At 70.2% G+C, this 13,452-nt stretch carries 8 protein-coding genes; 6 read left to right on the forward strand and 2 right to left on the reverse strand.

What is annotated here, in order from left to right; translation table 11 throughout:
- Window positions 1-4 precede the first annotated feature (4 nt).
- Both ACIRA5_RS50515 and ACIRA5_RS50520 read left to right on the forward strand, forming a co-directional pair.
- Window positions 5-2,758, forward strand: a complete 2,754-nt coding sequence (locus ACIRA5_RS50515) for a bifunctional YncE family protein/alkaline phosphatase family protein (RefSeq protein WP_403704584.1) — start codon at window positions 5-7, stop codon at window positions 2,756-2,758.
- A 160-nt stretch (window positions 2,759-2,918) separates the two neighbouring features.
- Complete coding sequence (locus ACIRA5_RS50520) at window positions 2,919-3,362, forward strand: GtrA family protein (protein WP_403704587.1); 444 nt, start codon at window positions 2,919-2,921, stop codon at window positions 3,360-3,362.
- A gap of 31 nt (window positions 3,363-3,393) precedes the next feature.
- On the opposite strand, the gene ACIRA5_RS50525 is transcribed toward ACIRA5_RS50520, so the two are convergent.
- Window positions 3,394-4,131, reverse strand: coding sequence for a flavodoxin family protein (locus ACIRA5_RS50525; RefSeq protein WP_403704591.1), 738 nt, complete (start codon window positions 4,129-4,131; stop codon window positions 3,394-3,396).
- A gap of 163 nt (window positions 4,132-4,294) precedes the next feature.
- On the opposite strand from ACIRA5_RS50525, the gene ACIRA5_RS50530 reads away from it, so the two are divergent.
- From ACIRA5_RS50530 to ACIRA5_RS50540, 3 genes are all read left to right on the forward strand, one after another.
- The gene (locus tag ACIRA5_RS50530) at window positions 4,295-5,986 is read left to right on the forward strand and encodes an acetolactate synthase large subunit (protein ID WP_403704593.1); all 1,692 of its coding nucleotides are present in this window, start codon (window positions 4,295-4,297) and stop codon (window positions 5,984-5,986) included.
- A 555-nt stretch (window positions 5,987-6,541) separates the two neighbouring features.
- Complete coding sequence (locus tag ACIRA5_RS50535; RefSeq protein ID WP_403704596.1) at window positions 6,542-7,522, forward strand: ATP-binding cassette domain-containing protein; 981 nt, start codon at window positions 6,542-6,544, stop codon at window positions 7,520-7,522.
- A complete protein-coding gene (locus ACIRA5_RS50540; protein ID WP_403704599.1) occupies window positions 7,519-8,304 on the forward strand; it encodes an ABC transporter permease in 786 nt (261 codons plus the stop codon). The genes ACIRA5_RS50535 and ACIRA5_RS50540 overlap by 4 nt, the downstream gene beginning before the upstream one ends.
- Here ACIRA5_RS50540 and ACIRA5_RS50545 read toward each other — a convergent pair.
- A complete protein-coding gene (locus ACIRA5_RS50545; RefSeq protein WP_403704602.1) occupies window positions 8,285-11,434 on the reverse strand; it encodes an ATP-binding protein in 3,150 nt (1,049 codons plus the stop codon). The genes ACIRA5_RS50540 and ACIRA5_RS50545 overlap by 20 nt on opposite strands.
- A 630-nt stretch (window positions 11,435-12,064) precedes the next feature.
- On the opposite strand from ACIRA5_RS50545, the gene ACIRA5_RS50550 reads away from it, so the two are divergent.
- Window positions 12,065-13,303, forward strand: coding sequence for an RNA-guided endonuclease InsQ/TnpB family protein (locus ACIRA5_RS50550; RefSeq protein WP_403704605.1), 1,239 nt, complete (start codon window positions 12,065-12,067; stop codon window positions 13,301-13,303).
- Window positions 13,304-13,452 lie beyond the last annotated feature (149 nt).

Here is a 13,452-nt window from a genome sequence, read left to right on the forward strand (position 1 = left end):
CTTCATGCAGGTAGCACGGCAGCGTCGGAGTAACGAGAAGGAACAGATCAACCTTTTGGGCAGACGCGTCGGCCGCCGGAGCACTCTGGTGGCGGCGGGCATCGCTGTGGCCCTCGCCGTCACGGGCACCGCCGTCGCCTCGACGAGCCAGTTCGCCACCCAGCAGGTCGGCCAGGTCACCGCCAACGGCCAGGTCATCTCGAGCGACCAGTACATCGCCCCGTACGGCAGCCGCACCGTCATCAACAACGGCAAGATCATGTCGTCCTCGGTCAGCCCGGACGGGAGCCATCTCGCGGCCTCGGTCACCGACGGCGATGCGTCGCTGGTCGTCATGGACCTCAAGACCGGGCAGGTGAAGCAGCGCGTCGGCACCGCCGCGACGGACGACCTGCGCATCACGAGCGGCGCCGTCGGCCAGGAGGGCCCGACGTACTCGCCCGACGGTTCGCAGCTGTGGCTGGGCCAGAGCGACGGCTACACCAAGTTCACCGTGAACGCGGACGGCACCCTCTCCAGCCCGACGGCCATCTCGATCCCGGCCGACGGCTCCAAGCACGCACTGGTGGGTGCCGCGGTGTTCTCGGCCGACGGCTCCACCGTGTACTGCGCGGTCAACGGCCAGAACCGGGTGGCCGCCATCGACGCGGCGACCGGGACCATCAAGCAGAGCTGGGCCGTTGGCAACGCACCCCGTGGCATCGCCCTGGCCGGCAACAAGCTCTACGTCAGCAACGAGGGGGGCCGTCCGGCCAAGGCCGGCGACACCACGATCAACTCCTACGGCACCCAGGTTCCGGCCAACCCGCGGACCGGTGCCACCACCACCGGTACGGTCAGTGTCATCGACCTGGCGGACCCGGCCGCGGCCGTCGGGAGCATCGACGTCGGTCTGCACCCGACGGCCCTGTACGCCAAGAACGGGGCGGTGTTCGTCACCAACACCGCCGACAACAATGTGTCGGTCATCGACACCCGCAAGAACAGGGTCGTGCAGACCATCGCCACCCAGCCGTGGCCGGAGGCGTCGGTGGGCTACGAGCCCAACGCGGTGACGCTCACCGACGACGGCCGTCTGCTGGTGACGCTGGGCCGCGCCAACGCCGTCGCCGTCTACCGGTACAAGTCCCCGCAGGAGCCCGCCAGTTACGTCGGCCTGCTCCCGACGGACTACTTCCCCGCGGAGATCACCACCGTGGGCAAGAAGGTGATCGTCTCCAACACCCGTGGTATCGACGCCCGCCGGCCCACCGGCAAGGCCGGGCACGGCACCCACGACACGACGTCGAGCCTGACGCAGTTCACGCTGCCGGACGACAGCGTCATCAGGTCCCAGACGGGCAAGGTCTTCCGGCAGAACGGCTGGACGCGCGGCTCGGTCTCGCTGGCCCATGGCAAGGGCAACCAGAGGCCGGTGCCGGTCCCGGCGCGGCTCGGCGCTCCCTCGACGATCAAGCACGTCTTCATGATCGTCAAGGAGAACCGGACCTACGACCAGGTCTTCGGTGACATGCCGCAGGGCAACGGCGACCCGTCGGTGACGCAGTTCGGCGAGAACGTGACGCCGAACCAGCACGCGCTGGCGTCGCAGTTCGGGCTGTACGACAACACGTACGACATCGGCACGAACTCCGCCGAGGGCCACAACTGGCTGATGCAGGCCGATGACCCGGAGTACACCGAGTCCTCGGCCGGTGAGTACACGCGCAGCTACGACACCGAGGACGACGCTCTGGGCCACCAGAAGTCCGGCTTCATCTGGACCGGCGCGCAGGCGGCCGGCAAGTCCGTCAAGGACTTCGGCGAGTTCCAGTCGTTCGAGAGCAAGCCGGCCGGCGCGTCCTGGCAGAACCTGTACTGCGACACCAAGAACATGGAGACGACCGGGCAGGACACCGCCTACCCCATTCAGACGGGCTCGGCGATCCCGTCGCTCAACAAGGTGTCGGTGCCCGGCTTCCCGCTGTTCGACACCAGCGTCCCGGACATCTACAAGGAACAGATCTGGAAGCAGGACTTCGAGAAGAACGGTCCCGCGAACCTGAACATGTTCTGGCTCTCCAACGACCACACCGGTGGTCCGGCGAACGCGGCCGCCCAGGTCGCGGACAACGACCTCGCGGTCGGCCGGATGGTCGACGAGATCTCGCACAGCAAGTACTGGAAGGACTCGGCGATCTTCGTCGTCGAGGACGACTCCCAGGCAGGCCTCGACCACGTCGACGGCCACCGTGCCCCCATCCAGATCATCAGCCCCTGGGCCCAGCACGCCACCGTCGACAGCCACTACTACTCGCAGATCACGATGATCCGGACCATCGAGCAGATCCTCGGGATCCACCCGATGAACCAGAAGGACAGCGCGGCCAGCCCGATGCGCGGGGCGTTCACCCGCCACCCCGACGTCACGCCGTTCAAGGCGCTGCCCAACCGGACCTCGCTGACCGACGGCCTGAAGACCCCGCCCGCCTGCGGCCCGGACACCCCGGCGCCGCAGGACCCCAGCGCAGCGGCCGTGCCCTCGGCCAAGGTACCGGCGGACAAGCGGGCACTCGCGGCGACGTGGGAGGAGTGGAAGACGCACCAGCGGCTGACCGGGCCGGGCGCCATTCCCGACTTCGCCAACCCCGCACAGATGAACCACTTCACCTGGTACCAGACCCACGGGTGGACCAAGCCCTACCCCGGCGAGAGCAAGATCTTCGCGCCCAAGGACGTCCCGGGCGCCTACATCCCCTCGTCGGAGTCCGACGGCTGACGCGGACTCATCACGCCAAGGGGCCCCCGGCCGGCGTCACCGTCGGCCGGGGGCCCTTTCCGTCCCCTGTGCGGCACATACGGGATGTCCACAGCCGAACGGTCGAGCCGCTGCCCCGGTGATCCCGCAAGCCCTCGTACCCGTGCCTCATGATGGAGGCGTGCGACGCCTCAGCGCACGGCACAGCGCCTCCGCCCGGCCCGGCCGCACCACGCTGACCAGACAAGTCGGCTGGTTCGCCGTCATCGGCATCGCCTCGACAGCGGGTCAGACCCTGCTGTACTGGGCGCTGCGCCACTGGGCCCCTCCGCCGGTGGCCAATCTCGCCTCCCTTCTCGCCGTCACCGTCCTCAACACCGAAGCGAACCGGCGGCTGACCTTCCGCAGCTCTCCGGTCCGCGCTGTCCAGGCCCATCTGGCGGCGGGCGTCCTGTTCGTTCTGGCCTACGTGGTCACCACCGGGTCGGTCCTGCTCTTCCGTCACTACCGGCCCACCGCGTCACCTGCGGCGGAGACCCTGGTGCTGGTACCCAGCTTCGCCCTGGTGACCGTGTTGCGCTTCACCTTGCTGAGGCGGGTCGTCTTCGGACGCCATCGCCCCTGAAACCCGGCATCAAGGCAACCGGACGAGGTCCCTAGCGGTGCTCGGGGTTTTCGTAGTCGCGGCGGCAGCCGGCATCCCACGCGGTGCGCTGGTTGCCGTATGCGGGGATGCCACCGAGATCCTTCAACGCCCGGGCCAGGTGCAGCAGGTTCCAGGTCATGAAGGTGGTGTTGCGGTTGGTGAAGTCGTTCTCGGGGCCGCCCGAGCCGGGGTCGAGGTACGAGGGGCCGGGGCCCGCCTCGCCGATCCATCCGGCGTCCGCCTGGGGAGGGATGGTGTAGCCCAGGTGCTGCAGGCTGTAGAGGACGTTCATGGCGCAGTGCTTGACGCCGTCCTCGTTGCCGGTGATCAGGCAGCCGCCGACGCGGCCGTAATAGGCGTACTGTCCGGCCTCGTTGAGCAGGCTGGAGCAGGAGTAGAGACGCTCGATCACCTGTTTCATCACGGAACTGTTGTCGCCCAGCCAGATGGGGCCGGCCAGCACGAGGATGTCGGCCGCCAGGACCTGCCGGTAGAGGTCCGGCCAGGCGTCCGTCTCCCAGCCGTGCTCCGTCATGTCGGGCCACACACCGGTGGCGATGTCGTGGTCCGCTGCCCGGACGACATCGACCCGCACTCCCTGCGCGTCCATGACGGCGATGCTGCGGTCGATCAGTCCCTGGGTGTTGCTCGGCTCCGGTGAGCGTTTGAGGGTGCAGTTGATCACCAGAGCGCGCAGGTCCTCGTATCGGGCCGGCGGTGCGTCGGTGGCGGGCGATGCAGCAGTCACACGGTCCTCCCGGAGCCCTGAGCCGCACGGGGCACGGCGGCGCGTCCACAACTGGGTCCAGCGTGCGGGCCGGACCGCGGCAGGCGCCATCACAACGCCTCCGAATGGCCCCGCCGACGGCTGAGGAGTGGCCGGGGCAGGCGGGCGTGCCTACGTTCGTCTCATGGGCACCGAAAACGCGACCGGGTCGCGGAACACGGCAGCGGTGGAGGACGTCGCGCACTTGTTGGTGCGTTGTCTGCGGGCCGAGGGCGTGGAGTACGTCTTCGGGATTCCCGGCGAGGAGAACATCCGCTTCGTCGACGCCCTGAACGGCTCCGGGATCCGGTACGTCCTGGTGCGCCACGAGCAGGCCGCCTCGTTCATGGCGGAGATCTACGGGCGGCTGACCGGCCGGGCCGGGGTGTGCTCGGCCACGCTGGGGCCCGGCGCGATCAATCTGCTGCTCGGCACCGCCGACGCCATGACCAACAGCGCGCCGCTGGTGGCCCTGGCCGCGCAGGGGGCGCTGCGCCGTACCCACAAGGAGTCGCACCAGGTCATCGACCTGGTGTCGATGTTCGCCCCCGTCACCCAGTGGGCGGCCCAGATCACGTGTCCGGACGCGGTGCCGGAGATGACACGCAAGGCGTTCAAGACCGCGCAGAGCGAGCGCCCCGGCGCCGTGTTCCTGGCGGTGCCCGAGGACATCGAAGCAGAGCGTCCGGCCGAGCCGCTGGCACCCTTGCAGATCGACGCGGTGCGCGCCGACGCGCCGTCCTCCTCCCAGATCGCGCGGGCCGTCGAGGTGCTCACCGCGGCACGCAACCCCGTCGTGCTGGCGGGCCACGGTGCCGCCAGAGCCGGGGCCTCGGCCGCCCTGGTGCGGTTCGCCGAGCGGCTGAACATCCCGGTCGCGACCACGTTCCATGGCAAGGGCGTCTTCCCCGACGATCACCCGAACGCTCTCGGCGCGATCGGCTTCATGCGCCACGACTACGGCAACTTCGGCTTCGACGCGGCCGACGTACTGATCTGCGTGGGCTACGAGATCCAGGAGTTCGACCCGGTCAAGATCAACCCGAACGGCGACAAGCGGATCCTTCACGTACACCGCTTCCCCGCCGAGGTGGACGCCCACTACCCGGTGGCAGTGGGCGTCAAAGGGGACCCCTCACAGGCGCTGGACGCACTGGCGGCAGCACTGCCCGACGGGCTCACCTACGACTCGGGAAGCAGCGAGAAGATCCGTACGCTGCTCGACGAAGAACTCAAGTACGGACGCGACAGTGACGCCTTCCCCCTGGTGCCGCAGCGCGTGGTCACCGATGTCCGCACCGCGCTGGACCGCCACGACATCGTGCTCGCCGACACCGGAGCCGGAAAGATGTGGATGGCCCGCCTCTACCCCGCCTACGAACCGGACACCTGTCTGGTCTCCAACGGCCTGTCCACCATGGGGTTCTCACTGCCGGGCGCGATCGCCGCCAAGCTCGCCCGGCCGGACCGACGAGTCCTGGCAATGATGGGCGACGGCTCGTTCCTGATGAACTCCCAGGAACTGGAAACCGCCGTCCGCGAACGAATCCCGCTGGCCGTCCTCGTCCTGGTGGACGAGGAATACGGCCTGATCACCTGGAAGATGGAACTCGAACTCGGCCGCCACAGCCATACCCGGTTCACCAACCCGAACCTGGTCGCCTACGCCGAAAGCTTCGGCGCACGCGGCTACGCGATCGAGTCCGCCGGCCAGCTCCTGCCCGTGCTGCGCCGCGCCCTCGACGACGACACGGTCTCCGTGATCGCCTGCCCCGTCGACTACTCCGAGAACCTGCGTCTGACCGACAGACTCGGCAGCCTCCAGGGCCCGTTCTGACCTGACAGCCAGGTCTCGAAGTGGTGCGGATCGCCAGGGCCACCCGGCGCGCACCGCCTGGCAGCAACGGGATCACCGTGGCCCGCCGCTTGCTCGGGCAGGCTCCCTTTGAGGCCGGTGCCGACCAGTTCGTCGGGGTTCCGCTCCGGTGGGCAGGACGGCAGGACGTGCCGAGGGTCTCGGCGGAGACCATGAAGAACGGCGGCGCCGCGCGGTCAGACCGTCGATCTGCTCGACGGACGTTCTGCGGGAGCAGTTCCTGCGGCCGCAGGGGTACCGCCGCACCCGGAACCGGACGACGACCCGCCGGTACCCAATAGCGGCCCGTCCAGGCCGCGTTGGTACGAACCGTGCACACCTCCCGCCCCCCACCCGGCAGCCGGGCACGGGCCCGGCCCACCGGGGCGCGGCGGCAGCCGCGCTGGGGCCGCAACGGCAGGGAGGCAACAAGACACGGCAGGGAGGCAACAAGACATCGCCCTGCGCCGCCCGGTTCCAGGGCATTGAAACCATCGTGAAACCGTGCTGAATGCGCCCTGCCGCAACCTCCTCGGCATGACGACAACGACCTCGCACTCACTCGCCATCGCGGCCAAGGGGCTGCGCAAGGCCTACGGCGACAAGACGGTCCTCGACGGCATCGATCTGGCGGTGCCGGCCGGCACGGTCTTCTCCCTGCTCGGCCCGAACGGCGCCGGCAAGACCACCGCCGTGAAGATCCTCTCCACCCTCATCACCGCCGACGCCGGCGAGCTGCGGGTCGCCGGTCACGACCTCGCCGCCGCCCCCCAGGCCGTGCGGGCCGCGATCGGCGTCACCGGACAGTTCTCCGCTGTCGACGGCCTGATCACCGGCGAGGAGAACATGCTCCTCATGGCGGACCTGCACCACCTGTCCAGGCAGGAGGGGCGCCGCGCCGCCGCCGAACTCCTTGAGCGCTTCGATCTCACCGAGGCCGCGAAGAAGCCCGCCTCCACCTACTCCGGCGGTATGAAGCGCCGCCTCGACCTCGCCATGACGCTGGTCGGCGACCCGCGGATCATCTTCCTCGACGAGCCGACCACCGGCCTCGACCCGCGCAGCCGCCACAACATGTGGCAGATCATCCGCGAGCTGGTCTCCGACGGCGTCACCGTCTTCCTCACCACCCAGTACCTGGACGAGGCCGACGAACTCGCCGACCGCATCGCGGTGTTGAACGACGGCAAGCTCGCCGCCGAAGGCAGTGCCGACGAGCTGAAGCGGCTCGTCCCCGGCGGCCACGTCCGGCTCCGCTTCACCGACCCCGACGCCTACCGGTCCGCCGCCGTAGCCCTGCGCGAGGTCACCCGCGACGACGAGGCGCTGGCGCTGCAGATCCCCAGCGGCGGCAGCCAGCGCGAACTGCGCGCCATCCTCGACTGGCTGGACTCGGCCGGCATCGAGGCGGACGAGCTGACCGTGCACACCCCCGACCTCGACGACGTGTTCTTCGCCCTGACCGGCCCCACCACCATCCCCACCCAGCCCAGCCAGCCCAAGGAGAACGTCCGATGAGCGCCCTCTCCCTCGCCGTCCGCGACTCGCACACGATGCTGCGCCGCAACCTCCTGCACGCGCGCCGCTACCCGTCCCTCACCCTGAACCTGCTGCTCACCCCGATCATGCTGCTGCTGCTCTTCGTCTACATCTTCGGCGACGTGATGAGCACGGGCATCGGCGGCGCCGACCGCTCCGACTACATCGCCTATATCGTCCCGGGCATCCTGATGATGACCATCGGCGGCACCGTCATCGGGACCGCGGTGTCCGTCGCCACCGACATGAACGAGGGCATCATCGCCCGCTTCCGCACGATGGCGATCCACCGCGGCTCCGTGCTCGTCGGGCACGTCGTCGGCAGCGTGCTGCAGTGCATCGCCAGCGTGGTCCTCGTCGGCGCCGTCGCCGTGGCCATCGGCTTCCGGTCCACCAACGCCACCGCCCTGGAATGGCTGGCGGCGTTCGGCCTGCTCGCACTGTTCGCCCTGGCACTCACCTGGATCGCCGTCGGGATGGGCATGGCCAGCCCGAACGCCGAGGCGGCCAGCAACAGCGCACAGCCGCTGATCCTCCTGCCGCTCATCTCCAGCGCCTTCATCCCGGCCGACACGATGCCGGGCTGGTTCCAGCCGATCGCCGAGTACCAGCCGTTCACCCCGGCCATCGAGACCCTGCGCGGCCTGCTGCTCGGCACCGGGATCGGCAACAACGGGTGGATCGCGATCGCCTGGTGCGTCGGCCTGACCGTGCTCGGCTACCGCTGGTCGACGGCGTCCTTCAACCGCGACCCGAAGTAACCGCCATGACAGCGCGGGCTGCCTCCCGCAACTCGTCCCGCTCCAGGGCGGCGTACTCCGACACCGCGTCGGCGAACGCCGCCCCGGCAGCGTCTCCGGCGGCCGCGGCCGCCTTGCGGGCGCGGTCCGCCGACATCGTCGGCTGGAACTCGCGCATCACCCCCAGCCGTTCGGCCAGCGCGATCATCCGTACGGCACCGGTGTCGCCGGACGCGAGCCCCGTCATACCGAGGGCGTGCAACACCGTGCCGAACAAGGGGAGTTCGGAGGGCGAGCCGACCGGATCGCACAGCAGCGTCCGCAACCGCTGCCGCAGCCGGTCGACCAGCTCCGCGACCAGCCCGAGCCGGCCGGCGTGCGCGTGCGCCGTCACCGCCACCGACTGGATCAGGATCGCCCACGGGTCGAGCCGGGCGTCACCGCCGCGCAGCGAGCCGGCCGCGAGCATCCGCTCCACGACGCCGCGCCACAGGCCGAGCCCGACCTCCGTCAGTCCGCGGGCGAGCGCGATCTCGGCGCGCCCGCAGAGGTCGGGCCGGTAGAAGTCGTCCTGCTGCGGGGTGTTGTCGCTCTCCGCCTGCCGCAGCCAGTCCTCGGCCTCGTCGGTCTCGCCGCGCTGCAGGCAGGCGAAGACGAGGAGCGAGCGGATGCTGATGTAGTCGTGCCCGTCCCCGAGCCGCGGCAGCACCGCGAGCGCCGCCTTGAGATGCTCGTACGCCTCCTCGCCCCGCCCCGTGCGCAGGCACAGCTCGCTCAGCCGGGAATGCACCATGAGCTGCACGGACGGATTGTCGACCGGCGCCAGTCCGGCGACCGACCGGCGGGCCGAGACGAGCGCGCGGTCGATGTCGTGCTCGAACTCCCAGACGTAGCAGGCGACGCACTCGGCGATGCCGGAGAGCAGCGGCTGCTCGCCGCCGCCCTCGCCCTCGCAGAGCTTCCGCAGCACGTCGTAGCCGGGAGGCCGTATCTCGGGGATCGCGCTCAGTACGACCGCGGTGGCACGCATCAGCGTGTCCGGTGGGGCCGGGGGCAGCCGCCGGAGGGTGACGAGCTGGCGTACGGCGCGCGGGCCGGGGCCCATGAACACGGTCGCCGTGCCCAACACCGCGGCGGTGCGCGCGACTTCGACGTACTCGGGCCCGGGGCGGTAGTGCGACAGCGGCGGGCCGGTGTCCGCGGCGAGGGCGGCGAGGCGGGGAAAGCTGGTGCCGGTGGACCACAGACTGGCAAGGACGGCGGTGACGGCGGCGGTGGCGGGGTTGTCCGTACGGGCCAGGGCATGCCGCAGGGCCAGCACGAGGTTGTCCTGCTCGGCCTTGATCCGCTCCCAGGCGGCCTGCGCGTCCGAGCCGAAGAGCGCGTCGTGGTACGCGACCCCGAAGTCCCGCGCCCAGGCGAGGAACCGGACCACAGCCTCCTCGTCCCCGCCCGCCTCCGCACGCCGGGCCGCGCTGAACTCCCGTACGGTCTCCAGCATCCGAAACCGCACCCCGGCCGGGGTCTCGGCGACGGTGAGCAGCGACTGACCGGCCAACTGCTCGAGAAGCAACAGCGCATCCTCGCCGAGGACCCGTTCCGCCGCTTCACCGCCAAAACCGCCGGGGAACACGGACAGCGTGCGCAGCGCCGCCCGGGCGTCCTGCGCGAGCAGGTTCCAGCTCCACTCCACGACCGCATGCAGCGTGCGGTGACGCTCCGGCACACCCCGCACCCCACCGCGCAGCAGCGCGAACCGGTCACCGAGGCGGCGCGCGATCTCCGGCACCGACAGCACCCGCACCCGCGCCGCGGCCAGCTCCACGGCGAGCGGCAGCCCGTCGAGGTGACGGCACAGCCCGGCCACCGCGTCCGGCGGCAGCTCCACACCGGGCCGGGCCGCCCGGGCCCGCTGCGTGAACAGCTCGACGCAGATGTCCAGACCCAGCTCCGGCAGCGCGTACACCGCCTCCGACGTCAGGCCCAGCGGGGCCCGGCTGGTGGCCAGCACCCGCAGGTCCTTCGAGGACGAGACCAGCGCCTGTACGAGGCCGGCGGCACCGGCGATGACCTGCTCGCAGTTGTCGAGGACCAGCAGCGCGGACCCGGAGCCGAGCACACCGAGGATGCCGGACACCGGGTCGTGACCGCGCACAGCGCCGGGCCGCCCCTCGCCCGCGCCGAGCGCGGAGGCCACCTCCGCGGCCACGTCCTCGTCCGCCGTGACACCGGCGAGCGGCACGAAATACACCACGCGCTGCTCGGCCCGGCGGCTGACGGCGTGCGCGAGCCGGGTCTTGCCGAGGCCGCCGGGGCCCACGACGGTGACGGCGCGGGTGGCGCACAGCAGCCGCTCCACCGCCACGACGTCCTCGTCCCGGCCCAGCAGCGGGTTCGGCTCGTGCGGCACACCGCGCCGGACCACCGGCGACTCGCCGCGCAGCAGCTCCTGCTGTACGGCCTTGAGCCCGGCGCCCGGATCCGTGCCGAGCGTCTCGCGCAGCTCACGCCGGTACGCCTCGTAGCGCATCAGCGCGGCGGACGGACCCGCCGTCGCCGCCTCACCGCGCAGCAGCTCGGCGAGCACTTCCTCGTCGCGCGGATGCTCCGCGGCGGCCACGGCCAGCGGCCCGGCCGCCTCCGCATGCCGCCCCAGCCGGGCGAGCGCGAGCGCCCGCGCGCGTACGAGCGCGCCGCGGATGGGGGCGCGCTCGGCGCGCAACGCGGCCACGGGGTCGTCGGCGCTGCCGGCCCCGTCAGGAGTGCCCTCCCACAGCGCGAGCCCGGCCTCGGCCGCGGCCAGCGATCCCGCATGGTCCCCGGCCCTGGCCCGGTCCGCGCCGGCGGCGGCGTGCAGCAGCAGGGCGGAGCTGTCGACCTGGTCGTCGGCGAGCGCGAGCCGGTATCCGGCCGGCGTGCTCGCGAGGACGTCGGCGCCCAGCTGCGCCCGCGCCCTGGACACGAGGACCTGCACCGCCTTTCCCGGCCGCTCCGGCAGCTCGTCCGGCCACAGCCCTGCCACCAGCCGCTCGGTGCTGCAGCCCGTGCGCAAGTCGCCCGCGAGCAGCGCGAGGAGACCGCGGAGCCGGGGCGCGGTGACTTCCTGCCCGCGATAGGCGACACGTGGCAGCAGGGTCAGGTCGGTGGTCACCCGTGCAGATTAGCCAAGGCGCCGGCCGCCGGAACTCCCGCCGCAGGCCGAACTCCCGCTGCCCGTGCGGCCCTGTACCCCGCGCGCCCACCGATCCCGCCGGCGTGCCCGCCGTCCGTGCCGCCGCGCGTCGGACAACTCCGCCGGTAAGAGCACGTATGTGGTCCCGGGGTTGCCGTCGCCGGAAGGTCGGCCCGTGCGGTGGGCAGCCCGCCCGACCCCGTACGGCCACGACCCCCTCACCCCCGGCCAGTCCCGCCCCGGTCCGAACCAACCCCTTGCTCGGCGAGGCGGGCCCGGGCCGGCGAAGCCGGGCAACGCCTCCTCCTGCGTTCGGCCTGTTCCGCTCCCCGGTTCAAGAGGGGTATCGACCGTTCATACGTTCCCTCTGGTGGTGGGCGCTCGTTCGTACGATCACCGCATGCAGCTTCGGTACGCCTTCAGCGTGCTCTTGCGAGGAACCCCGGGGGTTCACCCCCGGGAGGAATCGCATCCGGTGATGGCGATGCGGAGCATCGCCGCGGCAACACGGGCGCGGAGCGCCCGCAAAAAAGACCGGGCCGGAGTGCCGGGTGAGGGATGTGCGCTGTTCGAATGCCGGCATGTCGGGCGGCAGGTAACGTCACGGTCGTGAAGTTGACCGTGCAGGTGAAACTTCTGCCGACGCCCGTGCAGGCGGCGGCACTTGAGGAAACCCTGCATGCCTGCAACGAGGCCGCGACCTGGGTGTCGTCCGTGGCGTTCGAAAGAGACGTGAAACGCAACTTCGCCCTGCGCGAGCACACCTACGGCCAGGTCAAGGACCGGTGGCGGCTCGGAGCTCAGGCCGCCCAGCACGTCATCAAGAAGACCTGCGACGCGTACACCACGCTCAAGGCGAACCTGACGGCAGGGAATCTCGGCAAGCCCTCCTCCAAGCGCTACCGGCGGGCCACCGAAAAGCCGATCGCCTTCCGGCCGGAGGGTGCGCAGCCGTATGACGACCGGATGCTGTCCTGGCAGTACACGCAGCGCACGGTGTCGATCTGGACCCTGTCGGGCCGGATGAAGGAAGTGGCGTTCACCGCGTCGCCCGAGCATTTGGCCCGCCTGGCTCTGTGTCGCAAGGGCGAGTCCGATCTGCTGTACCGCGACGGCATGTGGTTCCTGACCGCCACCTGCGAGGTCCCCGAAGCCGAAGTCAGCACCAGCGTCACGGAGTTCCTCGGGATCGATCTGGGGATCGTGAACATCGCGACCACCTCGGACGGTCAGATCATGGCCGGACGTCAGCTGAATCGCGGGCGCCTGCGCGAGCGAACCCTGCGTACGAAACTCCAGCGTAAGAACACCCCGTCCGCCAAACGGCGCCTGAAAAGGCGGCGCCGTAAGGAGGCGCGGCGGGTGAAGGACATCAACCACAAGATCGCGAAACATGTGGTGGCCGAGGCAGAACGCACCGGTCGCGGAATCGCCCTGGAAGACCTCACCGGCATCCGCGCACGGGTACGGCTTCGCAAGCCCCAACGGACCACCCACTCCTCCTGGGCTTTCGCCCAGCTCGGAGCGTTCATCGCGTACAAGGCCCGCAAGGCGGGGGTACCGGTGGTGCACGTCGATCCGGCGTATACCTCCCGCACCTGCGCCGAATGCGGGCACATCGACAAGGCGAACCGGGCCAGTCAGGCCCGTTTCGTATGCCGGTCCTGCGGTGTCGTTGCACACGCGGACTGGAACGGCTCCCGCAACATCCGCCACCGTGCGGAAGAGTTGTGGCGACGCGGGGCGCAGTCAACCGCCCCAGACCCACCCCCGAACACCGGGCGTGGGACAGGACGCAAACGCAGCACCACAGCCAGTGGCGCCCGTTGTGCAAGCCCGGGACTTTAGTCCCGGGTCGTTGACCCCGAGGAGCAAGTCAATTGTGCGACTCGGTAGTACAAGTACAAGTACAAGTACAAGTACAAGTACAAGTACAAGTACAAGTACAAGTACAAGTACAAGTACAAGTACAAGTACAAGTACAAGTACAAGTACAA

Source organism: Streptomyces sp. NPDC096311 (assembly GCF_044763085.1).
Lineage (GTDB): Bacteria > Actinomycetota > Actinomycetes > Streptomycetales > Streptomycetaceae > Streptomyces.

Bases quoted from the DNA above. Each gene is read 5' to 3' on its own strand.
- ACIRA5_RS50540 (WP_403704599.1), top strand. From the start codon at position 7,519: ATGAGCGCCCTCTCCCTCGCCGTCCGCGACTCGCACACGATGCTGCGC.
- ACIRA5_RS50530 (WP_403704593.1), top strand. From the start codon at position 4,295: ATGGGCACCGAAAACGCGACCGGGTCGCGGAACACGGCAGCGGTGGAG.
- ACIRA5_RS50515 (WP_403704584.1), top strand. From the start codon at position 5: ATGCAGGTAGCACGGCAGCGTCGGAGTAACGAGAAGGAACAGATCAAC.
- ACIRA5_RS50535 (WP_403704596.1), top strand. From the start codon at position 6,542: ATGACGACAACGACCTCGCACTCACTCGCCATCGCGGCCAAGGGGCTG.